The sequence below is a fragment of the Rhodoferax sp. GW821-FHT09E07 genome, assembly GCF_059416145.1.
Window position 1 is genome coordinate 376,386 of the sequence record NZ_JBWKOP010000001.1, and the last position, 23,909, is coordinate 400,294.

A 23,909-nucleotide genomic window follows, 5' to 3' on the forward strand; every position below is an offset into this window, starting at 1 on the left:
GTTTCAAGCCTTGGGCGAGGACGGCGTGCTCACGAGCCACGCCAGCACCTGCGCTTGCAGCGCAGCGGCGCGGTCCACCATCACCCAGTGGCCGCAGGCATATTCCTGCACTGCGCTGCCCGGGGTGATGTTCAGCGTGTGCAGCCATTCGGGCGAATGGAACATGAAGGGCTTGCGCGCGCCGTAGGCATACAAGGTGGGGCATTGCAGGCGCACGGGCGCCGTGCGGCGCAGGCCGCCGGCCACGCCCAGCCAGGCCATGGCGTAGGGGGTGTTCATCTGCCAGCCAATGGACGCCTGCGGTGTGGGGCAGCGCATCGTGCGCGCCATCCAGCGCGTCATGCGGTTGGCCAGGCCGGTGGCGCCCAGCGTGCCCATTCCCCAGGCCAGTGCCAGCCAGAGTTGGTAGCCCAGGATTTGCATCTTCTGCTTGCCGGTGAGCGAACGCAGGAAGGCCTTGCTGTTGTGGTCGCCAATGTCGATGCCCACGATGCGTGCCACGCGCTGCGGGTGTCGGGCGGCCAGTTCGTAGCCAAAGATGCAACCCCAGTCGTGCAGCATGAGCGTGACCGGCTGCCCTGGGCTCACGGCGTCCACGATGGCCAGCAGCTGTGCCGTCATCTGCGCCAGGCTGCGTGTGGCGCTGGGTGGTGGGGTCTCAAAACCGGGCAGCGTGAAACGCACGCAGCGGTAGTGCGGCGCCAGCGCGGTCACCATGCCGTCCCACAGGCGGCGGGTGTCGGGCCAGCCGTGGATCATCACGATGGTGTCGGCCCCGGTACCCTCTACCCAGACTTCGGTGCCGTGGACCTGGAGTGTGCTGTGCGCCATGGAGAGTAATTTGCTATTGAAAGAGGAGCTGCTCGTGCTTATTTCTAGAGGGCTGCAGCCCGAAAGAATGCCACGCGTGCGGTGTCGGAAGGGTGGGAGGAGAACGCGATGCCCAGCCATGAGTCGTCCGGGCTGCGCTTGTCTGCGTCCTTGTCACCATCCTGGTTGGGGTGACGCGCAGCCTCCAGTTTGTCAAACAGCGTGACCATCAGTGCGGGTGACAGGTGGGCGGCTTTCAGGAAGCGCACGGCATGCACATCGGCCTCATGTTCGGCCTGGCGCGAGTAGGCGGCCTGGCCCATGAGCACCGGCACCGCCGCCAGCAGCGAGCTGAAGTCGCCCCACACCAGCGCGCCCAGGCTGCCCAGCACCCCGGCTTGCACCACCATGCGCATGCCATGGCGGTGTTGCACGTGGCCCAGTTCATGTGCCAGTACTGCGGTGAGTACGGCCGCATCGCCGTCCACCAGCTTCACCATTTCGTCAGTCAGCAGGATGGTGCCGCCGGGCAGGGCCAGGGCGTTGGCGCCGATGCGCTGGCCATGGCGAAACTCCAGGTTCCAGGCGGGCACGCTATTGGAGGGCTGCAGTGCCGCCGCTTGGGCGAAGGCCTCGCGGATGCGCTGCTGGTCTGCCTGTGGCAGCTCGGTCGGTGCCATGATGCCGTCCAGAGCACGCAGGGTGGACTCCCCCAGCGCCACGTCCGCGGAGTGGGGTGTGACCGCCACCACGGCCTGTGCCACCAACGGCAGGCCCCATTGCTGCAGGCCCACCACCAGCGCTACCAGCACCGCCACGCTGCCAGCCACCCAGCGCCAGTTCTGCTGCATCTTCACCACGATGGATTCGCCCAGCCCTTGGGCCCGGGCCCAGGCGTCCCAGGCCGCGCTGTCTTCGCTTTGCACCAGGCCACCACTGGGCAAGTGCGCCACCCGCATGCCGTGGCGGGTGCGTTCGGGCCAGTCCACCGACTTTTGCGGCACGCGCAGTGCGATGCCCGCGCCGTCTATGTGCAGCTGGCCCGCCACCACGCGGATGCGCACCGGGTGCGCGCGGCCGCTCTGGCCATCAAAGTACGTAGCGTCCAGTTCCATGCCTTACAGGCCCACGTCCAGGCCAAAAAAGTCGCCGGCGGCATCGCCCACAGCGTCCACATTCGACGCCTGGGCGTCGGCCACCAGCAGGGCGGGGTCGATACGCGTTTTGACGGTAACCGCCTCCAGCCGCAGGCGGGTCAGTGCGACCATGGCGAAGGGCCAGTACAGGCCCAGCGTGATCACGATCAGGAACGTGTTTTTCAGCGTCAGCCACAGCAGGGACTTGAAACGCAGGGCGCTGACAAAGCGCAGCTGCACATTGCCGGTTTGGGTCCACACCAGGTTTTGCAGGCGCGAGATGCTGTAGGGCTGGATGCACACCATGGCCACAACCATGAAGACCCAGCCAACGGCAAGGCCCACGATCATGGCGCCCACACCACCGTCTTTGAAGTTGGACGCCAACCCGAAGCCCACCACGCCCACCACCGCGGCTGGCAGCAAGGTGACCAGAAGAACTACGCCAATCACCTTCAGCGCCAGCACGTAGAACGAACCTACGCTGGCCTTGAACGTGGTTTGCAGATTGCCCAGCGCATAGTGGTTGTGTTGGTACTGCTTGATGTTCCAGAAGATCCAGGGCGCGACGAGCAACGCGCTCAGGCTTACAACGCCCGCCACCAGCAGGTAGCGTTGGGGGCTGTTGATTTCATCGACCCCGAAGAAGCGCGCCCCCACCAGCACCAGACCAGGAACGAAGACGGGCAGCATGGCCCGGTAGGCGCCTGCCAGCGAGCCGCGGAAGCTGAAGCGCAGCCCGCGCCAGCTGGTGTTGGCCAGGCGGAACTGCAGGGACGACTTGAACAGTGCAGGCCACAGCAGTGCAATCACCAGCAACGCAATAAAGCCCGCCATGGCGGAGAACTTGCCGGCCACCGAATACAAGCCAAACAGCACACACACCAGCAGATAGCCCTTGAACATCTTCAGGGGCTTGCCGTGGAAGCCCAGCGGCTGGTCGTCCACCAGCGTGTTGCCCATGAAGTAGCGCAGCTTGCGCGCGCGCGCCCAGGGCAGGTAGAGCGTCAGCGTGACGATGGTGAGCAGCAGGTTGACGATCCAGATGCGGAAATACTCGCTGCCCGAACCGGTGAAGCGCAAGTGCAGCAGGTTGGTGGAAGGTGGCGCTGCCACCAGGGTGTCTTGGGCCTCCGGCACATCCAGTGCTTGGGGCGCGTCCAGGTTGTCGTGGGTCATGGGGATCCTCCTTGAATGTGAATGGGGCCTGTGGCAGCCCTCTGTTTTTCAGGGGGATCATATAGCGGCTCAGGGCCGGGGTTTCAGCTCCGCATCCAGGGTGTCCCACAGCTCGCGCTCCGCCAGCGGTGTCTCCGGCGGCAGGTAGGGGTTGGTCAGGAAAAACACGCGCCGGCCCGCCAGGTTCAGGTCGCTGAGCAGCGATTTTTTGAAGGCCTGGTAACGCCGCTCGAATTTGCCATTCTTCATCAGCTGTCGCAGGCCTTCCTCCGCGCGCTGCGCCAGACGGTCACCCTCCGGCGTGCGGGGAAAAAAGTAATACCGCGGCAGTGGGTAGTACAGCAGCAGCTTGTTCTCGATGGCCAGGCTGGGAAACACTTTGTTGCCCGCCGCGAATTCCGGGCCGATTTCATTCACGCCCCGTGAGAACATGTCGAAGCGGTTGGAATCCAGCATGGGTAGCAAGGACTCGTAGGTGGGGCTGGTGACCACGGTGAACCCTTGCGCACGCAGGATCTCGGTGTCCACCCATACCGCACCCTGGCCAATGGAGAAGGTTTGCAGCTGTGCCAGCGTGCGTACGGTGTCCAGCCGTGGCTGGGTGCCGGCCTTGATCAGGAACAGGCGGTAGCCGGTCAAGCCTTTGTCCAGCGGGATGCGGATCGGATGCAACACCTGCTCACGCGCCACGCTGGTGGTACGCGCCATCACGGTGATGTCGTTGCCGCTGGTGAGCAATATTTCGGCGCGCCCCGAATTCATCTGCTTGGCGTAGGGCGCCAGGGTATAGGGCCCCCACTTGGGCGCCGTTTCATCGAGCGCGGCCTGCAGCAGCTCCCAGTAATAGTTCATGCGCACATCGGCGCCACTCTCGGGGGGCGGAAAGACATAGCGCATGGGTTGGGCCGCTGCCAGCCATGGCAGGGCCAAGGCCAGCAGAGCACAGGCCACGCGGAATCGCAACGACAGGTTCATGCTTCGGTCTCAGGTGCCGCAGTCCACCCAGTGTAGGCCAGAAGCGGCGGGCGCCTCTATCGGGCGTAGGCCTTGCGTGAGCCGTCTTCAAACAACTCATCGTCGCTGAGCAGTTTTCCGGCCTCGTCCCACAAACGCTGGCGTTTGACGTTGCCTTTGTCGTCGTAGTGCTCTTCCAGTTCGAGCTTGCCGCTGTCAAAGTAGGACTTGTGCACCCCCACGGGGCGCTCGCCATAGCGGCCGTCCAGCGCGTAACGACCCTGGACGCGCAGCGTGCCCTTGTCGGAAAAGCGCTGGCCGTCGCGCATCTCGGTGTTGCCTTCCTGCGTGTAGACGTCCTTGGTCTGCGGCTGGCCGTTCAAATAAAAGCTGGCCTCGCTGGCCAGCCGGCTGCGTTTGCGGCCACCCACATCCACCAGCGCGTACAGGCGCTCGCGCACCAGGGTGCCGCTGGCGTGGTATTCCGAGTCGCGCAGCAGCGCCGCGGGTTTCTCGGCCTCAGTCCACAGCTTTTCACGCCGCTTGCTGCCGTCGTCGGCAAAGAACCGCTCGATGCGGTTGCTGCCCTGGCGCTCTTCTTCGTCCTGGGGTTTGCCGTTGCTGTAGAAGCTGGTGGCCTTTTGCACCACGCCGGCCAGCAGGGTCTGGGTGCTGCGCACCACGCCCTCGGTGCTGTAGGTGGACACGGTGCTGGGCTTGCCGCCGAAGCCGCACAGCGCGGCGTCATCCACATGCGGGGCCAGCAGTGGCTTGGGGCCGCAGCGCAGGGCGGCCAGCTGCTTGCTGGGCGTGTACTGCACCGAGGCGCCTTCACGCTCGTTCTCGGCCACCCATTCCACTTTCTTGGGCGTGCCATCGTCATACCAGGTGCGGCGCAAACCGCGGGCATTGCCGTTGACGTTGGTGAACTCCAGCACCAGCTTGCCGTTGGGCGCCCATTCGCGCTCCAGCCCTTCGTGCGGGCCGTTGGCGGTGATAGTGAATTCCTTGTAGAGCTGGCCCTTACGGTAGTAGCGCGACAGGCCCACCGAATCACCATTGCGCAACTCGTACTCGCGCTCGATCTCGCCGCTGTCGCGGTCCTTGCAACGCACCATGCCGTTCAGGCCTTTGGTGGCGTTGCCGTTATTGGTGTCGATGGACTTGCCGTTGAATTCGCAGTCTTGCACGGCCAGCGCCAGGGCGCCGTGGGTCAGAAGGGCGGTCATCATCAGGCCGCGCAGAAGGGTAGTGCTCATAGTGACGATTGGTAACAAAAAATGACTCTGGCCCGCACGCTATGTGCGACAGCCGCTATACAAAAAGTAGCAAACAGCGAGGGTGAGGGTGTCTCTTGCTTCGCTGACCCAGATCAAAGACTGTATCGCAGCCGGGTTGCAGCATGGAGGCTTGTTTCAACCCCTTACCTTGTGAGACTCCTATGTTCAAACACATTCTTTTGGCAACCGACGGATCGGCATCTTCCGCCCACGCCGCGGCGCTGGCGGTGGACCTGGCCCGCACCCATGGTGCCAAGCTGACCGCGCTGTACGTGGCCGATCCCTATCCGTACATGGGCGTGGGAGAAATCAACCCTATGGGCCTGCAGGCGTATGCGGCGGCAGGCCAGCAGCTGGCGGCGCAGGCCCACGCACAGGTGGATGCCCTGTGCCAAACCGGTGGCGCCCCGGTGGCGTTGCAGGCGCGTCTGGTGGAGGACGCTACGGCGGTGAATGGCATTGTGCAAACGGCCCAGACCGAAGGGGCGGACCTCATTGTGATCGGCTCCCATGGCCGCTCCGGCGTGGCGCGCCTGGTGTTGGGCAGTGTGGCGACCAAGGTCGTGACGCAGAGCCCGGTGCCGGTGTTGGTGGCGCGTTAGGCGCTAGCGCTTGAAAAAGGCCACCAGGCCTCCAGTTACAGGGTTCCACCAACGCCTGTGATCGGAGCCCTGTGGCCTTTTTCGTGATGTGTCTCGCCGCGCTCCTGCTGGTGGTGGGCCTGCTGGGTTATCCACGCTGGCAGCGCTGGCGTCGCCAGCGTCTGCAACAGCAGCCGTTCCCCCCGCACTGGCGCAAGGTGCTGCGCCGCCGCGTGCCGCTGGTGGGGCGTCTGCCGGTGGACCTGCAGCTGCAGCTGAAAAAACACATGCAGGTGTTTGTGGCCGAAAAAACCTTCATTGGTTGCGCCGGCCTGCAGGTGACCGAAGACATGCGCGTGGTGGTGGCCGCCCAGGCCTGCCTGCTGCTGCTTAACCGTCCCGGTGCGGCCAACTATTTCCCCCAGGTGCGGCAGATCCTCCTGTACCCCGGCCCCTTTGCGGTCAACCGCAGCCACACCGATGCTGCTGGCGTGCAGCAGGAGCAGCGCCAGGCGCTGGCCGGCGAGTCGTGGTCACAGGGGCAAGTGATTTTGTCGTGGCAGGACGTGCTGGAAGGGGCGACCACGCCCGACGATGGCCGCAACGTGGTGATCCACGAATTTGCCCACCAACTGGACCAGGAAAACGGCCAGGCCATTGGAGCACCCCTGCCAGCCTGGGGCGATGCTCAGCACAACGCTAGGCGCTGGAAACAGGTGTTCTCGGATGCCTATGAGCACCTGCGCGGCCAGGTCTTCATGCATGAGCAGGGGCTGCTGAACCACTATGGCGCGCAGGACCCCGCGGAGTTCTTTGCCGTGGTGACCGAGGTGTTTTTTGAGCAGGGGCGCGCGCTGGCCGCCGAGTACCCCGCGCTGTACGCCGAGCTGCGCGGCTACTTCAAGGTCGACCCGGCTACCTGGTAAGCCGTCAGGCCCACGGGCAGGGCGCGGCACAATGCTTGCTCCATGCCTGACATGAACGCTCCGACCACCCCCGTGCAGACGCACACGCTGTTTGAAGACGCTCAGGCCATCTTCACCGGCACCCTGTTTGTCAGCCTGGCGCTGATCCTGTTTGGCCAGGTGGGCCTGCTCACCGGGGGCACGGCCGGCGCGGCCTTTGTGCTGCACTACGCCACGGGTGTGAGCCTGGGCAAGCTGTTCTTCCTCATCAACCTGCCGTTCTACTGGTTTGCCTGGAAGCGCATGGGGCGGGAGTTCACGCTCAAGACTTTTGTGGCCATCACGTTCCTGTCTGCCATGGCCGAATGGTCACCACGCCTGTTTGCCATTGAGCGGCTGCACCCGGCCTATGCCGCGGTGCTGGGCGGATTGCTGTTGGGCTCGGGCTGTCTGTTTCTGGCCCGGCATCGGGCCAGCCTGGGCGGGGCCACCATCGTGTCGCTGTACTTGCAGCAGTCGCGCGGCTGGCGCGCCGGCGTGGTGCAGATGGGCATGGACTGCACCATTGTGCTGCTGGCCCTGACCGTGGTGGACCCGGTGCGCGTGGCCTATTCGGTGTTGGCCGCGGTGGTGATGAACCTGTTCATCGCCATCAACCACCGGCCCGGGCGCTATGCGGTGCTGTAGCGCCTGGCCTCACTTGGCGGGCAACTGGGTCTGCAGCAGGCGCAGCACGTTGCCACCCATCAGGTCCGCCACATCGCTTTCGGAAAACCCCGCCTCCAGCAGTCCCTGGGTGATGAGCACCAGGCCCGTGGTGTCAAACGCCGCGGTGGTGGCGCCGTCAAAGTCGGAACCCAGCGCGACATGCTTCACGCCGGCCAGGTTCACCGCGTAGCGGATGGCCTTCACGATGGCGGCGGTGTTCAACCCGCAGACTGCACCCTCGAAATAGCCAATGCCGATGACACCTCCCGTAGCGGCAATGGCCTTGATATGGGCATCGCTGAGATTGCGTGGGCCGGGGCAGGTGCCCTGCACGCCGGTGTGCGAGACCAGCACCGGCCGTTGGGTCATGGCCAGCACGTCGTCAATTACCTTGGGGGATGCGTGGGCCAGGTCCACCAACAGACTTTTCTCTTGCAGACGGGCTACCACCTGCTTGCCAAACGGGGTGAGGCCGCCTTTTTCCATGCCATGCGCGGAGCCGCCCACCTCGTTGTCGAAGAAGTGGGTGAGGCCCATGATGCGGAAGCCCGCGTCGTACATCGTGTCGATGTTCTCCAGCTTGCCTTCCAGCGGGTGCAGGCCCTCGGTGGCCAGTACGGCAATGAGCTTGCCCCCGGTGGGTGCTGCCCCCTGGGTGAGCGCCGCCAGTTCGGTCTGGCTGTGCACCACCTGCATGGCGCCCCCGCTGTTGGTCGCGGCGGTGTGCAGCTTCTCACTTTGGTAGAGGGCGCGCTGCAGCAGGCTGTTCCAGGTGCGCACCGGCCAGCGCTGGGCCATGACCAAGGCGTTGAGGCTGTCGGTATCGCTGGCGTTGCGCTCGAAGTTCAGGCCCTTGGGGCTTTTGGTCACGGTGCTGAAAACCTGCAGACTGACCTTGCCCTCCTGCAGGCGGGGCAGGTCGGAGTGGCCATAGCGGTAGCGCGTGAGCAGGTCGCGCGACCAGAGCAGGGCATCGTCGTGCAGGTCGGCCACGAACAGCGTGTTGTGCAGGGCGGTGGCACGGGCGCTGGCGGCATAGGGCGCGGCATGCGCGATACCGTTCATGCGCTGGTCCACGATGCCGGGCAGCGTGAAGAACACCGCTGCGCCCAGGACCAGCAGCACGGCAAAAATGAGGAATAGTTTGCGTTTCACGGGGTCTCCTTGGGTTTTTTTCTTGAACCTGGCGGGGCGCATGCGTACACTCGCCGCTCCAGATAAGAACAAACATACTGGACTAGACAGGGAGTGGACCGTGAAACATACCAGACCAAGGCTGCGCCAAGCCCTTTTGGCGACTTGCTTTGCCAGCGCCTGCATGCTGGCCCAGGCCAATGAAACCCCAGCCGTAGCAGCAGTTGCTGTGCGCCAGGAGTCAGTGCCGGCGTTGGCCCTCTTTGCCCCCACGCGTGTAGAAGCGCACCTGGCCAAGACGCCGGGTCTGGTGGTGGTGCAGCTCACCTCGTTCGAAACCACCTGTTCCTTCTGCATCCGCGGCAATCCGACCTATGAGGCATTGGCCAAGGACAGCGCGGCCGACGCGCAATTCATCCGCGTGGTGTACCGCCCCTGGACGGGAGTGGGCCAGGACCCGTTTGCCAAGGCACTGGGCGTGGGTGGCCTGCCCGTGTTCCTGACCTACCAGGACGGCAAGCTGCTGCGCCGGCATGATGGCATTGGCACCCAGGCCGAACTGCAAAAGGACTTGCTGGACGGCCTGCGCTAGGCGCCCCCTGCCTAGTTCGCGCCCACAAAATCGGCCAGCGCTGCCGTGTCCATGGCACCGGTGTTGCTGACTACGGCGCCGGTCTTGCTGTTCTTGGCCACAACGAATGGCACGGACTCCACCCCCAGACTGTTGAACAACACGGTGTTGGCCTTGATGGTGGCCTCCAGCTCGGGCGCGACACTGGCGGGCAGCGGTGCTCCCCCTGTGCCGGCGAGGATGGACGCCTCGTGCGCGGACATGAAGTCGGCCGGGCTGCTGGCGCTCAGGATGGCGGCGCCCTGCGGCGCGCTCTTGCCGTTCAGGAACGACACGGGCACCCACACAAACTTCACCTTGCCCAGCAGTGGCTGCGAGGCCTGCCACAGGTGGCCGCAGTGCGGACACTGGGGGTCAAACAGCACATACACCGGGTTGGCGCTCATCAGCGCGCCGACCGTGAAGCCCTTGCCCTCGGCGGCTATCTTGTCGTAGGCCTGGGCCGGTGGCACACCGGTGGCCGCGGCTTTGGCGGGGCTGGCGTCTTGCCGGGAGCAAGCGGCGAGGCTCAGGGTCAAGGCGGCAGCCATGGGCAGGGCCAGGAGTTGGCGGCGGGAGGGGTTGGTGGCGGGATAGGCAGGGGTGTGGGGCATGGTGCTTGGCAATGAAAAGGTCAACGCTGGTGGAGTGTGCCCGGGCGCGGAAGGTTCCCCAAGTGGTCATTTCTGAGGCACCGTCTGCAAACCCAGTACTGGCGCGGTTTTTGAGGCTTGTGAACATAGTTATCCACAAAGTGGCACACAGTCTGGGTGGGTAACTGGCTGGTCAAGGAAATCGTTTTCTCCACATACACAAATTTGTCATGAGCGATACCACAAATTTTTCTCCCATTGGCAAATCTGCCAACTATTTGCGGCGCTGCAGCACGACCTGTCTAAATTTTGGGCGCCGCGTTGGAAGGCCCATCTGGCGCGGCTCCCGGCAGTTGTGCGGTGGGTTATCCACAACGTGGCCCACATGAATACGGGGTAAGTTTTTCAGTCGTCAAACAGGCCGGGGCCGTTGAAACGGGCGCGCTCGGTCAGCAACATGCGCAGTTTGGTGGACACCCCGCCTGGCGCCGAGAAACCCCCTGCGCCACTGTGTGCCGCGAGGATGCGGTGGCAGGGCACCACCGGCGCAAACGGGTTGGCCCCCAGCGCCTGGCCCACGGCGCGGGCCGCGCCGGGCTCCCCCATCAGGCGGGCCAGTTCTCCATAGGTCAGGGTTTCGCCCGGGGGGATGCGGCGTGCCAGTTCGTACACGCGCTGGTGAAACGCAGGAACGCCCGCCATGTCCAGCGGCAGGTGGGACAAATCGGTGGGTTCTGTGGGGTGGCCCTCCAGCAGGGCCACGATGGCGTCTATGGCGGTTTGCACCTCGGCCGGGGCTTGGGCTTCTGCGCAGCCCGGAAAGCGTCGCGCCATGCGGGCCCGCGTGGCGGCCTCATCCGCCTCGGGCAGTTGCACCCCGGTCAATCCGGCCGCACCCCAGGCAATGCCGCAGGTGCCCAACGGGGTGGGAAACACGGCATAGGCGAGGGTGGCCATGGCTTGCAGGTGCTAAACGCCCTGGCTGTGCAGCGTGACCAGGCCCTTGGGGGTCTTCAGCGTCGCTGTCAGGTTGGCAGGGCCAGTGGTGATGTCGATGCCCGTCAGGCCCACGGCGTCATAGGCGGCTTGCAGCTTGGCGGCCGTGGGGTGGGTGATGGAGATGCCATGCAGCGCCACGCCGGAGCGCGGCAGGCTGTTGCGTGGGTGCAGGCGCAGGGGCTCGGCATCGTCTGGCTTGCCCCACTGGATCAGGCTGGGCAGGGTTCCGTTGAACAGGCGCTGCCCGTCTTCGCGCACGGTGATCTGCCACTGCAGCAGCCCGCGGCGCGAGTGGCGACTGGCGGGCATCGCGGGGCCACGGTCAATCTCCAGCGCTTTCAGCGCGGCGCGCGCGGCGCGCATGTCGTCGGTGTTGGCCACAAAGTGCACCAGGCGTGGCTCGCTGGCCACGGCGGCTTGCAGGGCGGCATCGTCCAGGTCAAACCAGCGGCGGGTGGGCGCGTTGGCCGCGCGCTTGGCGCCAGGGTCGATGGCGATGATTTCAAAGTACGCCAGCGGGTGTGCGGGCGTGGCGATTTTGAAGAGGCGGTTGTGGGTGCCGTACTGCGGGTGTTCGCCGCCGAGGGCTGGGGTGATGCCCAGCGTGGCTTCACACCATTGCACGCCTTGTTCCAACGTGGACGCGGCCACCACCAGATGATCGATTTGTGTTTTCATGGTTTGACCATACCACCCGTGCAGGGGCCGGGCTGCGTCAGTTCCATTTGAGGTAGACCCAGGCGGTGAGGACCAGCCCTATGCCCCACAACAACCAGACCTGCGGCACGGCATAAGGGTAGAGCATCAGCGCCACACCGGCCCAGACCAGCACGGGCTGCGTGGTCTTGCGACCGCGCCGAAACGCGATGTAGCCCACGATGCCAAACAGCAGCGCGCCCACCAGGTAAGCCGGGCTGGGCAGCACCAGGCCCATGGATTCGAGCGCCTTCAGTTCTTCATTCATGCCGCATTCTCACTCCGGCGCCGCGTACTTCCAAGCGCACCTCGTCCAGCACCTGGCCCTTGGCGTCGGCAATCTGCACCACATGGCGGCCTGGCCACAGGGCCCACTGGGCAGTGTTGCCCCTGGCCAGCGGTTTGCCGTCCATGAGCCAGCGCAGGTTGCTGCCCTCGGCCTGCAGCGTCAGGCGCTGGCGGTTGGGCGGAATGTCGGGGTCCAGCGCGATGATGGTGCCCGTGGTGGGCGCGGTGATGCGGGCCGTGGGTGCCGCGCCAGATTTTGAGGGTTTTTGGTCTCTAGCCCCCGTATTCATTGCGCGAGCAGCTCCTGAATCCATAGCAAATGCGGTTTGCTGCGTGCCGTCCACAAACCACTCGGTGCGGGCGGCCTCCAGGCTGGGCGCGTTGTCAGCGCTGGCAAACTGCACGGCCTTTTGCACCACGCCTGCGGGCGGCTTGGGCGCGCGGCTGGGCTGCTTGGCGTGCAGAAAATTCATCACCGCGGCCCAGATGGGCGCCGCCCCGGTGGTGCCGCTCACGTCCCACATGGGGGCGCCGCTGGCGTTGCCCACCCACACGCCCACGGTGTAGCGCTGTGAGTAGCCCAGCGCCCAGTTGTCGCGCATGTCTTTGCTGGTGCCGGTTTTCACCGCGGTCCAGAAGCGCGTGGCCAGCACGCTGTCGGTGCCAAAGGTGCGGGCACGTGCCAGCGGGTCGCTCATCACGTCACCCACGATGAAGGCCGCGCGCGGGTCCAGCACTTGGGTCGCAGGTGCGGCTTTGCCGGGCAATAGTGTGGTGGGGCTGATGCGGCCTCCATCGCCCAGCGCACGGTAGGCGTTGGTCAGGTTCAACAGCGAAACCTCGGCACTGCCCAGCGCCAGGCTGTAGCCGTAGTAGTCGCCGCTTTCCTTGAGCGGCAGGCCCAGGCGCACCAGTTGTTTCTGGAAGGCGTCGGGCGACACCATGACCAGCGTACGCACCGCGGGCACGTTCAGCGAGGCCCCCAGCGCTGTGCGCGCCGACACCCAGCCCTTGAAATGCCGGTCGTAGTTCTGCGGAATGTAGAGGCCGCCTGTGGTCTGGATCTGCGTGGCGGAGTCTTCCAGAAGAGACGCCGCCGTGATGTGCCGCTCCGCAATGGCCTGCGCGTAGAGGAAGGGCTTGAGCGTGGAGCCGGGCTGGCGCAGTGCGGTGACCGCATCCACATCGGCCGCGTTGCTGAGTGGCCCGCTGGAGCCGACCCAGGCCAGCACCTCACCGGTGGCGTTGTCCAGCACCAACAGGGCCGCGTCTTCCACATGGCGGCCGGCCAGTTCGCGCACATGGGTTTGCAGTGTTTGCACCGCAAAGCGCTGCAACGGCGCGCTGAGGGTGGTGGTGATGCGATGGGTGTTGCTGGCAGCAGACCTTGCCAATTGGCTGGCCACGTGTGGGGCAATGCCCTCGCTGGCCGCGTAGTCGCGCCGCTGCAGCGCGCCGGCCACGAACAGGTCCATGGCGTCGCAATTGGCCGCACCCGCTGGCTCCAGGGTCTTCATCACGCTGCAGGCGCGCTGCACCACCTGCGGCTCTTTGGCATTGGGTGCGCGCACCAGGGCCGCTGCTACGGCGGCCTCGCGGTTGTCCAGGCCGTGGGCGGCCTTGCCAAACAGGGTCTGGCTCAGCGCGTCGATGCCCACCAACTCGCCGCGAAACGGCACCAGATTCAGGTAGGCCTCCAGAATCTGGTCCTTGCGCCAGCCGCGCTCCAGGCTCTGGGCCGAGAAGGTTTGACCCAGCTTTTGCACCACGCTGCGCCCACCGCTGCCGCGCTTCAGGTCCTCGTCCAGCAGGCCGGCCAGCTGCATGGTGATGGTGGAGGCGCCGCGGGTTTTGGTGTTCCACAGGTTGCCCCAGGCCGCGGCGGACACGGCGCGCCAGTCCACCCCGCTGTGTTCGTAAAAGCGCTTGTCCTCTGACAGCACCAGCGCCGTGCGCAGGGCAGGGGACACATCGGCCAGAGCCACCCATTGGCCACGGCGCACCGTGGCGTTGGTGCGCAGGCGGTGCAGCAGCACACCGTGGCGGTCCAGAATCAGCGTGTCGGACGACTGGTAGTTGGCCTTTACTTCATTAAAAGTGGCTGCAGCCCCCGTGGAATATGCGCAAGCGGCTATTAAAAATATAGCGATTGCCTTGGCGGGACGGTGCAAAACCCCGCGGTCGCCCCGGCCCTGGGGGGCTGTAGCCTTGGTGACCCTGCGGCCCCATGGGTCGGGCGCGTCCCCGTAAACTGGTTTGTCTTGCAACTTATCTATCCCTGTCTGTATGTCCCACGCTGCTCCGCTGTTCCAACCCCTCACCTTCAAGGGCCTCACGCTCGCCAACCGCATTGTCATGGCTCCCATGACGCGGTCGTTCTCGCCGGGTGGCGTGCCCACCCCTGCGGTAAGCGAGTATTACCGCAAGCGCGCCGCATCGGCTGTGGGGCTGATCGTGTCGGAGGGCACCGTGGTCCAGCGTCCGTCGGCCGCCAATGATCCCAACGTGCCCCATTTCTGGGGTGACGCTGCCCTGGCCGGCTGGCAAGACGTGATCAACACCGTGCACAGTGCCGGTGGTGTGATGGCGCCGCAGCTCTGGCACGTGGGTGCCGCGCGCAACCCCCGCACCACCTGGACAGCGCCACCGCCCGTGGACTCACCCTCCGGCCTGTCGCGTCCCGGCAAACAGTTTGGCGCGCCCATGAGCGATTCGGACATCGCCGACACCATCGCCGCCTTTGCCAAGGCTGCGGGCGCGGCCAAGCGCCTGGGCTTTGACTGCATCGAACTGCATGGCGCCCACGGTTATTTGATCGACCAGTTCTTCTGGGACGGCACCAACCAGCGCGACGACCGCTTTGGCGGCAGCGACCTGGTGGCGCGAGGACGTTTTGCGGCCGACATCCTGAAAGCCGTGCGCGCCGAAGTAGGACCCGACTACCCGGTCATCATTCGCCTGTCGCAATGGAAGCAGCAGGACTACAGCGTGCGCATGGCGCAAAACCCCGACGAGATGGCTGCCTGGCTGCAACCCCTGGCTGACGCAGGCGCCGACATCTTCCACTGCTCGCAACGCCGTTTCTGGGAGCCGGAGTTTGACGGCTCCGACCTGAACTTTGCCGGCTGGGCCAAGAAGCTCACCGGCCGCCCCACCATCACTGTGGGCTCCGTGGGCCTGAGTGGCGAGTTCATAGCGGCCTTTGGTGGCGAAAGCTCCAAGCCCGCATCGCTGGACGAACTGCTGCGCCGCTTTGACCGCGGTGACTTTGACCTGGTGGCCGTGGGCCGCGCACTGATCAGCGACCCGGACTGGGCACTGAAGGTGCGCGATGGCCGCATGGATGAGTTGTCGGACTTTTCGCCGGCGGCTTTGGCGAGTTTGGTGTAACGGGCATTTGATGCGCGCACTGCTACTTGCACCCTGCATGGCACTGGCCCTGTCGGCATCCGCCGCAGAGTCGGTGTCTGTCGACTTCCGCTGCCTGGCCACCGAAGGGAGCAAGCCCATCCGGCTTGAATGGCGGTTGTTTTCCGAGGATAAAAGCAATTGGTCGGCGAGCTATGTGAAGTACAAAGGCGCCAAGCAACCCATTTCGCTGGTGTTGCGCTCAACCAAGGCGACCGAGACTGCGCCTGGTCGCCCGATGGAGTTTGAATCGGTGTGGCTGGAGGTGGTGGACGGGCAGATATCGGGTGAATACCGTGTCACCACCCAGGGCGCCAACGTCTATGGTTTCGACTACAAGAATCGGCGCACCGGCAAGGAAATCGCGTTTGCGCAAGACAACGCGGCGTATACCGAAACCGGCTGCAAATGGAATTGAGGGGAACTGAGGTGCTAGCTGCGCACGGCAGCTAGCGGTCCTCGGATCACAGCAGGTACAGCGCAGCCAAGCCCAACACAGCGGGCACGGTCTGGATGTAGAGGATCCGCACCATCACCGTCGCCGCACCCCAGATGCCAGCCACCGCCACGCAGGCCAGGCCGTAGGCAGCAAAGGCTTTGGCAATGGATGGATCGGGCAAGACCAGCGCGAGCAGCAGGGCTACGGCCAGAAAGCCGTTGTAGCAACCCTGGTTGGACATGGCAGCCTTGCGGGATTCCACTTCGGAGGGCGGAATACCAAAGGTTTTCACACCGCGGCTCTTGTACAGCACGGTCTCCAGCAAAAAGATGTAGACGTGGATCAGGCAGACCAAGGCGATGAGAATCTGGGCGGGGAGTGACATGGAAAAGTCTCGGGTTGATGAAGTGAAGCGAAGAATATATAATCACGTTATGTTTGTAAAGCAATTCGCTGTCGCCCCCGTTACCCATGGCTGAAACCTCCACCAAACGCGATGGCCGCAAAGAAAACGCCAGCGCCACGCAGGCCGCGCTGCAGCAGGCTGCATTGCGCTGGTTCAGTGAACAAGGTTTTGAAAAAGCACCGGTCGGCAGCATCTGTGCCGAGGCCGGCGTGACCGTGGGCGCGCTCTACCACCACTACGGGGACAAGAAGGGCCTGTTTGCCGCCGTGGCGGAGCAAGTGGATGCGGGGCTGGTGCAGCAGGCGTTTGCCGCGCGCAAGGCGGTCATCAACGGCGGTGGCGGCGCCTGGGATGCGTTTCTGGCGTCTATCGACACCGTGCTGCAAGCCGGCACCAACGCGCCACTGCGCCGCCTGATGCTGGTGGATGCGCCTGCGGTGCTGGGCGCGCAGTGGGGCGAAATCCGGCAACGCCAGGGTCTGGGCGCCATGCGGGCCAGCATTGCCGACCTGCAGACGCATGGCATTTTTCGGGGGCACGACGCCGAGCGCCTGGCGCGCGTCGTGCTGGGGGCACTCTATGGCGGCATGGATTCACTGCCGGACGACGAGGCAGGCGTGCAGGATGCCTTGGCCGACACCCGGCAATGCCTGGTGGCCATGCTCGAAGGTTTGCGAAGCAAGGATGTTCCATGACCGTACAGACCAGACTTGAACTCGGATCGGATACCAGCAGGGTGCTGTGCACCGAAGATGGCCGCGTTGTTCTGGAGCAAGAGCTGCCGCTGGGCACAGCCTCGCTGGCTCGCCAATGGATGCGCCACACACCGCCCACGCCGCTGGACATTGAACACGCGATTGAGCAGACCGAAGATGTGGTAATGCCGCTCGCCGCGAAGCTGGTGCGAACGGAGCAGTTGCTATTGCGGGGCCCGGGTGCCGCGTTGATTCTGCAGGGGGTGGGGGCTGCACCAGATGCCGTGCTGCGATGGAATCTGGACGAGGTGGAAGATCTCTTCAACCGAATCGCCATGGTCAGCCAAGGGCGGCCCAGCGGGCAGGAGGCTTTGCCTACGGCGCCGGAGTTTTATGCGGCAATGGTGATCCTACGGGAATGCTTGCATCACCTCAGGTTTGGTGATGTGATGGTGCAAGCCTAGCGCAGGTTTGAATCAAGCCTACTTGGATGCTCCGCCTGCCGGCTCGTAGGTGGCTGTGCTGATTTCAGGAAGTGCCTCTGTCCGGCCAATGAGCTGAAGGCGCCATGAAACCACATTGAGGCCTTCGATGCGCACATAGCGGGAGTCCTTGCTTTGCACACAAACGTCCAAGTCCGCGGTATGACCAAGACTTGCGCCATAAGGCCATGACAGTTCAATGCGGTGGCATCCTTCACTGACACGCACGTAGGTATACGCGCCGCCGCCGAGTTTGATTGCACTTTCTCCATCAATCGCCAAGCGCGCGTCATACGCTCCGAGAAGCAACTTCTGAGGACGATAGATATAAATGGTCGCTGTATTGCCATCTACTGAAGGGGCGTCGCGGTAGGTGATGCTGCTGGACGCGCAACCGAATAGCGCAAGTAGGCAGAAAACATAGATCAGAAAACGCATGTTGTGTCCCTTGTGGATAGTTCGCAATATATCTCGGACATTGGATGCATCTTGATCACTTCGCAGCCTCCACCTTCACCTTCATATTCGGCGTCTCACCAAACATCTCTGGCGCATACATCGCTTCCACACGTGAGGGGGGCAGCGAGAACTCGCCGACGTTGTTCAGGCGGATGGTGTATTCCATCTTCACCACGCCTTTGGGCAGGTACTCGTAGTAGCTGCGGAACGACTCGAAGCTGCGTTCTTCGAATGCGGCCCAACCGTAGCCTTCCTTCTTCTCGCCTTGCGTGGCGATTTCGCTGTCGCGGCCTAGGCCGCTGCCAAGAATCGTCGCGCCGCCGGGTACCGGGTCGGTGATGGCGACCCAGGTCATGTCGGCGCTGGCGTTCACCTCGATGCTGATGCGCAGCACGTCACCGCGCGTGTAGCTGCCGGCGGGCAGGTTCTTGTTGGCTTGCTCCACAGGGGTGATAGTTTTTTTGATCTGGTAGCCCGCAAAGAAGGGCGCCTTCAGCTGCACTGCGGCGACGGACTGCAGCGTGAGCCAGGGTTTGCCCGCGCCCTGGTGGGTCACATTCAGCGTGTCCTTGGCAGCGGTGGTGCCCCAGGGCAGGAACATGGTGTTGTTCTTCAGGTTGCCAGGCGATGCAGGCGCGCCAAACATGGTGGTCTGGTGCGCAGCGCCCGAAGCATCGGTGGTCTTGACGCGTTCGACCTTGCTCCAGTCCACGCTGGCTGCACCCGTGCTCATGGATGCCTTGGTGCTGCCGGCCACCGGCACGGCTTCAAACTTGGCACTGAATTTTTCCAGTGCCAGGCCGCCCCACAGGTTGGCGGTGGTGGTGTGCCAGGCGCCGTTCTGCTGGCGGCTGATGAAGCCGTTGGCCAGGCGGCCCATGTCGTCTTTCCAGGCCGGGTCGTCCAGCACGCTGAGGATCAGGCGCGCGGTGTTCACGTCGCCGTTCTGCATCAGCCACCACCAGTAGTCGTCCTTCTCGCTGCTGAAGATCATCTTGGTGCCCTGGTAGCTGATGCGGCTGCGCAGAATCTGGTTGGCCTCCGCAATGCGCTTGTCGCGCTCGGGCACGTCGTTCACGCGCTTGAGGATGTTGAGCCAATCAATCACCGCATGCGTGGGCCACTGGTTGGGCGCAATGGTGATGCTGTTGACCATGCGGCCCTGCGCCTTGCCGTAGCGCGAAAGCGCTTCGATGGCGGCCAGCTTGCGCATGTCAAGGTCTTTGCGCGGGCTCCAGAACTCGCGCTGGATGCGCCCTTCCACAAAGGCGATGAGGCCACGCTCCATGGGCGCGCGGATCTCGTCGCTCAGTGCAAACGCAGGGTTGATGCCGGATGCCTCATGCGTGGCGGCCAGCAGATATGCGGTCAGCGTGTCGCTGCCGCGGTTGGCCTCGCCATCGCGCGGCGGGAAGTAGTTGGCCAGGCCATCGCTATCCAGGTAGCTGGGGATTTGCGCGGCCACGCTTTGCCACAGCTTGCCGTCGCGCAGGCCCACGCTCTTGCTGGTCTTTTGCTCCAGGCAGGCAAAGGGGTAGAGCGCAAACCAATCCTTCACGCCCGGCAGGCCCTCGGCCAGCTTGGGTTGCAGTGCCATCTTCAGGCCACCACGGCCGGGCAGGGCGTCGGCAGGGGCATTCACGTCCAGCGTGAGCGGGCCGTCAATCTGTACCAGCGTGGCCTGCTGCACCGTCAGCGGTACGGCGGGCACGATGCGTTGGCGCGCCTTCAGCGCGTCGCGCGCGCCAGTGATGGTGTCCTTGGCCTCAATCTCCCACAGGATGGCCTCGTTACGCGTCAACGCCAGTTGCGCAGGTGCCGTCACGTTCCAGGCCACTTCGCGCGCATCGCCGGCGGGAATGTCCACCGTTTGCGGTGGCAGATCCAGCAACGTGGCGCGTGGCGTCACCAGCACCTTCATGGCCTGCTTGGTGGTGTTGCGCAGCGTCAGCTGGGCACGGTACTGGTCGTCCTCGCGCACCAGCGGCGGCAGGCCGCTGATGATCTGCAAATCTTGCGTGGCGCGGATGCTGGTAGAGCCCGTGCCAAACATGCCGGTAAAAGCATCGGCCACGGCCACGATCTTGAAGGTGGTCAGCGCATCGTTCAGCGGCACGGTGACTACGGCTTGACCGTTGGCGTCCAGCTTCACACTCGGGTTCCACAGCAGCAGGGTCTCCAGCAGCTCACGTGCGCCGCTGTGGCCACCGCCGCCACCGGGCGCCACGGCCTTGCGGCCATAGTGGCGCCGGCCAATGATTTCCATCTGCGCTGTGGAGGTTTCCACACCCCAGCTCCGGCGCTGCAGCATGGCGTCCAGTACATTCCAGCTGCCATTGGGCATCAGCTCCAGCAGCGCCTGGTCCACTGCGGCCAGCGCCACCTCGGCATTGGCAGCGGGCTGGCCGTTGGGCAGCTTCACGGTGATGGTGACCTGTGCCTTGCTGCGCACGGCGTAGCTTTCCTTGTCAGCCTTTACGCTCACGTCCAGTTGGTGGGCCTTGGTGCCCACACGAATCTCGGCCACGCCCAGGCGGAATGCGGGCTTGCTCAAATCCACCAGTGCGGTGGGCGCCACATATTCGCGCCCCTCGTACCAAAAGCTGGTCCACCACTCACGCGGGGCCTTGTAGCCCCAGGTGAAGAAGCTGTACCACGGCACCTCGCGCAGGCGGCCGCGCAGCACCAGTGCGCTCACATACACATTGGGTCCCCAGCCTTCCTGAATTTTCAGGCTGATAGTGGGGTCTTGCCCGTTGAGCTGCACCACTTCGGTCTGCACAATGCCTTCGCGCTCCACGGCCACCAGCGCCGTGGCAAAGCGGAAGGGCATGCGCACCTGAAATTTGGCGGTCTCACCGGGTTGGTAGCTCTTTTTCTCGGGCAGCAGGTCGATGCGGTCGGTGTTCTCACCGCCAAACCACAGCTCGCCCTGCTTGGTGACATACACGCTGCTGGCGGCCTGGATAGTGTTGCCACTGCTGTCCTTGGCCGTCACCACCAGTTCCACTTCACCGGCTTCGTTCAGTGCGGTTTCACACAGCAGCAGGCCGCGAGAATCGCTCTTGCCGCTGCACACGCTGCCCAGCTCTTTGGTGTTGGTTTTGTTGTCGTAGGTGTAGAAGCCACCCACCATGCGCTTGCGCGTGGTGGTGGTGATGCGGGCGGTGGCTTTCACTTCCAGCGCCACGCCTTCTTGCGGCTTGCCCGTCAGGTCGAGCGCCAGGGCCTGGAACTTGATCTTTTGGCTGCTCGACACCCAGCCCTCGGTCTTGATGCCCGCCACCACGGCCGCAGGCCACAGGGTCTGCGTGCTGCGGATGGTTTGCACTTCGCCATTGGGGTCGGAGTAGGTGGCTTCCAGCAGCAGGTCTTGTGGCTGGCGGCTCTTGGGCACCTTGTCGATGGCGACCTTGCCCGCGCCATTTTTGTCCAGCGTCAGCGCCAGCTTGTCGGCAATCACGCGCGCATCGCTGCCCGCGTTGGCGTCTTCCTCGCCTTCGCCGTTGGACACCTCACGCCCGCCGCGCGGTGCCGAGAAATTGAATTCGCTGAAGTCCGCGTAGTTGAGCGACTTGGCGCGCACCAGCGCCGACACGCGCACCGGCAGGTTCACGGCGCCACCGCCGGATACGTAGTTGATCTGCACATCCACCGGCACCTTGTCCACGTTCACCAGCGCTTTCTTGTCAGCCGGTGTAACGCGGCCTTCCAGTACCGGCAGGCGGAACTCTTCCACGCGGAACTGGCCGGTGTAGAAATCCTGCCCGCGCGTGCCACCGGACAGCTGCACCTGGTACACGCCCAGCTTGGCACCAGGCGGAATGGAGAACGTGTTTTCCGCACTCAGGCCGCCCGTGGCGGTCTTGCGCCATTTCAGGTCCATTTCGTATTGCTGGCCACTGCCCACGTGGGTGATCAGCAGGGTGTCGGGTTGCTTGGCGGGAAGGTCAAAGCCCTTGGAGGTTTCCGTGCGCAGCAGGTGCTTCATCGACACGGTTTCACCTGCGCGCAAGAGCGTGCGGTCGAAGATGGTGTGGGCACGTTCGTCGGGCACCACGTCGCGGCTGGTGGGCAGGTTAAAGCGCCAGGGTTCAATGCCGCGGTTCCAGTCGCTCCAGGTAAAGGCCAGGTCTTGCACGGTGCCCTTGCCATCGCCCGCGGGCTGCGTGGCGCGCGCGCTCACGAAGTACGCTTGGCTGTAGCCTTCTTCGCCGTTGCACCGCGGCGCCTGGGGCGAAATGCCGCTCAGGTTGGCAATGCCCTGGGCATTGGTTACGCCGTTGGCCACTTCCTGGCCACGGCAGTCGGACACGCGCACCGTGGCGCCAGCCACAGGGGTGCCTTTGTCCAACGAGGTGACCCAGGCCAGGGCGTTCTCACGCCCCAGCTTGAAGTGCACGCCTAAGTTGGTCACCAGGGCCGAGGTGCGAACAATCATCGTGCGGCCATCGCCATGGCGCTCGTCCAGCAGGCTGGTGCCCAGCCTTTGCGAGGCAATTTCCACCACATGGAAGCCAGGAGAAAGCGGAATACCCACCACCTCAAAGGGGCGCGGGTCGTTGTTCTCGGGCTTGGGCAGGTCCAGCGTTTTCACATTGGGCTGGCCTTGCAGCAGTGACAGCATGCGCGTCTGCACGCCGTATTTGTCCGCATCACTCACGATCTTGGGCAGAGGGCCCTGCACATCGGCCGCGGCCTGCTTGCGTGACACGGTGTAGGCGTCATAGCGCTGCACCTTGCGCCACCAGGCAATGATCTCGGCGTCGGTACCGGGCTGGAAGGTGCTGACCTTGCCAGCGGGCGCCTTGGGCGCGCTGGGCTTGCCTTGCTCGGCGTTCAGGCCTTTCACATTTAGCGCCGCTTCCACATTGCGCAGCGTGACCGGCAGCAGGGCCACGCCATTGGACTCGGCAAAGCGCTCCACGATGCCAAACGGTGCCGCGGCAAACTTGGCCAATGGCGGCATGGCGCCGGTGGCGACTTTGAGCGGGAAGCTATCCGCATTGCGCAGCACGCGTCCCGAGGCATCCTTGAAGTCCTTGGGCAGCTCGATGCTGAATTGGGTTTGTTCGGCCAGTGGCGCGGCGAAGGAAATGCCGTTTACCACGTCATCCCCGTCGCCACCTTGTTCGGCCAGGTCAGGCTTGATGGTGTCCCGGCCACTCTTCAGGCGAATGCCCTGCAAAAGCTTCACCGGCACCGGGGCGTTGAAGTTCAGCGTCATGGGGCGAATCGGCAAGCAGGCGCTTTGTGCGTTTTCGCGTTCGCAACTGAAGTTGGCCGCAAATGGCTCGCGCACCTGGAAGTTGAAGCGCTTCTCCACGCTGTTGGGCACGCCTGTGGCCGCACCGCCGCGCGCGGGCGTCGTCACACCCTTGCCAAACACGATCTGCACCTTGGCCGAGGACGACAGCTTGCGATTGCAGGCCAGCGTGACGATGGACAGCGGGTTGGCCTTGGCCTCGTTCTCCATACCTTGGGCTTGCAGCAGGCCTTCGCGCTCCTTGCCGCTCAGCAGGCGCACTGCCACGCGCTCGCCCAGGCCCTCCACCGCGCACCACACATTCGCCTGCAGGCTCTCCAGCGTGGCCGAGCCGTTCAGGCGCATTGTGAAGAACTGCTCCTCGTCAATGCGGCTGCCCGAATAGGGGCGGATGTTTTGCACAAACGGGCCACCGCTATTGAATTTGTAGCTAGTGGTGCCCGTCAGTTCTGCGCCTTTGGGTGATTTGAAGCCTGCTTTGGCCTGCACGGTACAGCTGATGCCGGGAGGCAGGTCGTTCTCAAAGTCAAACGCCCACGCGCGGTCGTTGACCCAGCGGCCGGTGCCCTTGGTCACCTGGGCGTCGCTGCAACTCAGGGTCAGCGGCGCTTCGGCCTTGGGGTCGCCAAAGTTGACGGCACTTTCGTCAAATTTGGCCACCACCTGGCGCACCTGGGCGATTTCGCCCTGGGGGGACAGGCTGGTGATTTGCAGGGCCAGCGCGGCCCAAGAGGACGCGGCCAGGCCGCAGGCGATGATGATTTTTGGTGTTTTCACGCGAGCTCCCGAAAAGCAGCTGGAAGGGTAGCCGAAAAAAATTGAAACCAATTGAATCCAGTCGCGACTGGGCTGCGTACCTGTAACAAGCCGCAACGAACACG

At 64.3% G+C, this 23,909-nt stretch carries 22 protein-coding genes; 8 read left to right on the plus strand and 14 right to left on the minus strand.

What is annotated here, in order from left to right; genetic code table 11:
* Nucleotides 1–3: 3 nt before the first annotated feature.
* From AC07OE_RS01860 to AC07OE_RS01880, 5 genes are all read right to left on the minus strand, one after another.
* Entirely contained in the window at nt 4–831 is an 828-nt protein-coding gene (locus AC07OE_RS01860; protein WP_495068860.1) for an alpha/beta hydrolase, read from the minus strand.
* Between the two features lie 44 nt (nt 832–875).
* Nucleotides 876–1,925, minus strand: a complete 1,050-nt coding sequence (locus AC07OE_RS01865) for a M48 family metallopeptidase (protein ID WP_495068861.1) — start codon at nt 1,923–1,925, stop codon at nt 876–878.
* 3 nt (nt 1,926–1,928) lie between these two features.
* Nucleotides 1,929–3,125, minus strand: a complete 1,197-nt coding sequence (locus AC07OE_RS01870; RefSeq protein WP_495068862.1) for a YjgN family protein — start codon at nt 3,123–3,125, stop codon at nt 1,929–1,931.
* A 69-nt stretch (nt 3,126–3,194) separates the two neighbouring features.
* Nucleotides 3,195–4,100, minus strand: coding sequence for a hypothetical protein (locus AC07OE_RS01875; RefSeq protein WP_495068863.1), 906 nt, complete (start codon nt 4,098–4,100; stop codon nt 3,195–3,197).
* A 56-nt stretch (nt 4,101–4,156) separates the two neighbouring features.
* The gene (locus AC07OE_RS01880) at nt 4,157–5,338 is read right to left on the minus strand and encodes a toxin-antitoxin system YwqK family antitoxin (RefSeq protein ID WP_495068864.1); all 1,182 of its coding nucleotides are present in this window, start codon (nt 5,336–5,338) and stop codon (nt 4,157–4,159) included.
* A gap of 182 nt (nt 5,339–5,520) precedes the next feature.
* On the opposite strand from AC07OE_RS01880, the gene AC07OE_RS01885 reads away from it, so the two are divergent.
* From AC07OE_RS01885 to AC07OE_RS01895, 3 genes are all read left to right on the plus strand, one after another.
* Entirely contained in the window at nt 5,521–5,961 is a 441-nt protein-coding gene (locus tag AC07OE_RS01885; RefSeq protein ID WP_495068865.1) for a universal stress protein, read from the plus strand.
* Between the two features lie 86 nt (nt 5,962–6,047).
* The gene (locus tag AC07OE_RS01890) at nt 6,048–6,866 is read left to right on the plus strand and encodes a M90 family metallopeptidase (RefSeq protein ID WP_495069128.1); all 819 of its coding nucleotides are present in this window, start codon (nt 6,048–6,050) and stop codon (nt 6,864–6,866) included.
* 42 nt (nt 6,867–6,908) lie between these two features.
* On the plus strand, nt 6,909–7,532 hold the full coding sequence (locus AC07OE_RS01895; protein ID WP_495068866.1) for a YitT family protein: 624 nt from the start codon (nt 6,909–6,911) through the stop codon (nt 7,530–7,532).
* 9 nt (nt 7,533–7,541) lie between these two features.
* Here the strand turns inward: AC07OE_RS01895 and AC07OE_RS01900 are convergent, their stop codons facing one another.
* Nucleotides 7,542–8,708, minus strand: a complete 1,167-nt coding sequence (locus AC07OE_RS01900; RefSeq protein ID WP_495068867.1) for a dipeptidase — start codon at nt 8,706–8,708, stop codon at nt 7,542–7,544.
* Nucleotides 8,709–8,808: 100 nt separating this feature from the next.
* On the opposite strand from AC07OE_RS01900, the gene AC07OE_RS01905 reads away from it, so the two are divergent.
* Complete coding sequence (locus AC07OE_RS01905; protein WP_495068868.1) at nt 8,809–9,279, plus strand: thioredoxin family protein; 471 nt, start codon at nt 8,809–8,811, stop codon at nt 9,277–9,279.
* Nucleotides 9,280–9,290: 11 nt separating this feature from the next.
* On the opposite strand, the gene AC07OE_RS01910 is transcribed toward AC07OE_RS01905, so the two are convergent.
* The 5 genes from AC07OE_RS01910 to pbpC all read right to left on the minus strand — a co-directional run bounded on the left by AC07OE_RS01910 (nt 9,291) and on the right by pbpC (nt 14,044).
* A complete protein-coding gene (locus AC07OE_RS01910; RefSeq protein ID WP_495068869.1) occupies nt 9,291–9,911 on the minus strand; it encodes a DsbC family protein in 621 nt (206 codons plus the stop codon).
* Between the two features lie 384 nt (nt 9,912–10,295).
* Entirely contained in the window at nt 10,296–10,847 is a 552-nt protein-coding gene (locus tag AC07OE_RS01915; protein ID WP_495068870.1) for a methylated-DNA--[protein]-cysteine S-methyltransferase, read from the minus strand.
* Between the two features lie 12 nt (nt 10,848–10,859).
* Complete coding sequence (locus AC07OE_RS01920; RefSeq protein WP_495068871.1) at nt 10,860–11,567, minus strand: VOC family protein; 708 nt, start codon at nt 11,565–11,567, stop codon at nt 10,860–10,862.
* Between the two features lie 37 nt (nt 11,568–11,604).
* A complete protein-coding gene (locus AC07OE_RS01925) occupies nt 11,605–11,853 on the minus strand; it encodes a hypothetical protein (protein ID WP_495068872.1) in 249 nt (82 codons plus the stop codon).
* Entirely contained in the window at nt 11,846–14,044 is a 2,199-nt protein-coding gene (pbpC, locus tag AC07OE_RS01930; RefSeq protein ID WP_495069129.1) for a penicillin-binding protein 1C, read from the minus strand. Before pbpC ends, AC07OE_RS01925 begins: the two co-directional genes overlap by 8 nt.
* A 115-nt stretch (nt 14,045–14,159) precedes the next feature.
* On the opposite strand from pbpC, the gene AC07OE_RS01935 reads away from it, so the two are divergent.
* Together AC07OE_RS01935 and AC07OE_RS01940 are read left to right on the plus strand one after the other, a co-directional pair.
* Nucleotides 14,160–15,263 carry an NADH:flavin oxidoreductase gene (locus AC07OE_RS01935; protein ID WP_495068873.1) on the plus strand — a complete coding sequence of 368 codons (1,104 nt, stop codon included), beginning with the start codon at nt 14,160–14,162 and terminating at the stop codon, nt 15,261–15,263.
* A gap of 10 nt (nt 15,264–15,273) precedes the next feature.
* On the plus strand, nt 15,274–15,699 hold the full coding sequence (locus tag AC07OE_RS01940; protein ID WP_495068874.1) for a hypothetical protein: 426 nt from the start codon (nt 15,274–15,276) through the stop codon (nt 15,697–15,699).
* Nucleotides 15,700–15,745: 46 nt separating this feature from the next.
* On the opposite strand, the gene AC07OE_RS01945 is transcribed toward AC07OE_RS01940, so the two are convergent.
* The gene (locus AC07OE_RS01945) at nt 15,746–16,105 is read right to left on the minus strand and encodes a DUF1304 domain-containing protein (RefSeq protein WP_495068875.1); all 360 of its coding nucleotides are present in this window, start codon (nt 16,103–16,105) and stop codon (nt 15,746–15,748) included.
* An 86-nt stretch (nt 16,106–16,191) separates the two neighbouring features.
* Here AC07OE_RS01945 and AC07OE_RS01950 point away from each other — a divergent pair, with 86 nt between their 5' ends.
* Nucleotides 16,192–16,821, plus strand: coding sequence for a TetR/AcrR family transcriptional regulator (locus AC07OE_RS01950; RefSeq protein WP_495068876.1), 630 nt, complete (start codon nt 16,192–16,194; stop codon nt 16,819–16,821).
* Complete coding sequence (locus AC07OE_RS01955; protein ID WP_495068877.1) at nt 16,818–17,285, plus strand: hypothetical protein; 468 nt, start codon at nt 16,818–16,820, stop codon at nt 17,283–17,285. The genes AC07OE_RS01950 and AC07OE_RS01955 overlap by 4 nt, the downstream gene beginning before the upstream one ends.
* An 18-nt stretch (nt 17,286–17,303) precedes the next feature.
* Here the strand turns inward: AC07OE_RS01955 and AC07OE_RS01960 are convergent, their stop codons facing one another.
* Nucleotides 17,304–17,741, minus strand: coding sequence for a hypothetical protein (locus AC07OE_RS01960; protein WP_495068878.1), 438 nt, complete (start codon nt 17,739–17,741; stop codon nt 17,304–17,306).
* A 55-nt stretch (nt 17,742–17,796) separates the two neighbouring features.
* Nucleotides 17,797–23,805, minus strand: coding sequence for an alpha-2-macroglobulin family protein (locus AC07OE_RS01965; RefSeq protein WP_495068879.1), 6,009 nt, complete (start codon nt 23,803–23,805; stop codon nt 17,797–17,799).
* Between the last annotated feature and the right edge of the window lie 104 nt (nt 23,806–23,909).

Bases quoted from the DNA above. Each gene is read 5' to 3' on its own strand.
- AC07OE_RS01860 (WP_495068860.1), bottom strand. From the start codon at position 831: ATGGCGCACAGCACACTCCAGGTCCACGGCACCGAAGTCTGGGTAGAG.
- AC07OE_RS01865 (WP_495068861.1), bottom strand. From the start codon at position 1,925: ATGGAACTGGACGCTACGTACTTTGATGGCCAGAGCGGCCGCGCGCAC.
- AC07OE_RS01870 (WP_495068862.1), bottom strand. From the start codon at position 3,125: ATGACCCACGACAACCTGGACGCGCCCCAAGCACTGGATGTGCCGGAG.
- AC07OE_RS01875 (WP_495068863.1), bottom strand. From the start codon at position 4,100: ATGAACCTGTCGTTGCGATTCCGCGTGGCCTGTGCTCTGCTGGCCTTG.
- AC07OE_RS01880 (WP_495068864.1), bottom strand. From the start codon at position 5,338: ATGAGCACTACCCTTCTGCGCGGCCTGATGATGACCGCCCTTCTGACC.
- AC07OE_RS01885 (WP_495068865.1), top strand. From the start codon at position 5,521: ATGTTCAAACACATTCTTTTGGCAACCGACGGATCGGCATCTTCCGCC.
- AC07OE_RS01890 (WP_495069128.1), top strand. From the start codon at position 6,048: ATGTGTCTCGCCGCGCTCCTGCTGGTGGTGGGCCTGCTGGGTTATCCA.
- AC07OE_RS01895 (WP_495068866.1), top strand. From the start codon at position 6,909: ATGCCTGACATGAACGCTCCGACCACCCCCGTGCAGACGCACACGCTG.
- AC07OE_RS01910 (WP_495068869.1), bottom strand. From the start codon at position 9,911: ATGCCCCACACCCCTGCCTATCCCGCCACCAACCCCTCCCGCCGCCAA.
- AC07OE_RS01915 (WP_495068870.1), bottom strand. From the start codon at position 10,847: ATGGCCACCCTCGCCTATGCCGTGTTTCCCACCCCGTTGGGCACCTGC.
- AC07OE_RS01920 (WP_495068871.1), bottom strand. From the start codon at position 11,567: ATGAAAACACAAATCGATCATCTGGTGGTGGCCGCGTCCACGTTGGAA.
- AC07OE_RS01925 (WP_495068872.1), bottom strand. From the start codon at position 11,853: ATGAATGAAGAACTGAAGGCGCTCGAATCCATGGGCCTGGTGCTGCCC.
- AC07OE_RS01935 (WP_495068873.1), top strand. From the start codon at position 14,160: ATGTCCCACGCTGCTCCGCTGTTCCAACCCCTCACCTTCAAGGGCCTC.
- AC07OE_RS01940 (WP_495068874.1), top strand. From the start codon at position 15,274: ATGCGCGCACTGCTACTTGCACCCTGCATGGCACTGGCCCTGTCGGCA.
- AC07OE_RS01945 (WP_495068875.1), bottom strand. From the start codon at position 16,105: ATGTCACTCCCCGCCCAGATTCTCATCGCCTTGGTCTGCCTGATCCAC.
- AC07OE_RS01950 (WP_495068876.1), top strand. From the start codon at position 16,192: ATGGCTGAAACCTCCACCAAACGCGATGGCCGCAAAGAAAACGCCAGC.
- AC07OE_RS01955 (WP_495068877.1), top strand. From the start codon at position 16,818: ATGACCGTACAGACCAGACTTGAACTCGGATCGGATACCAGCAGGGTG.
- AC07OE_RS01960 (WP_495068878.1), bottom strand. From the start codon at position 17,741: ATGCGTTTTCTGATCTATGTTTTCTGCCTACTTGCGCTATTCGGTTGC.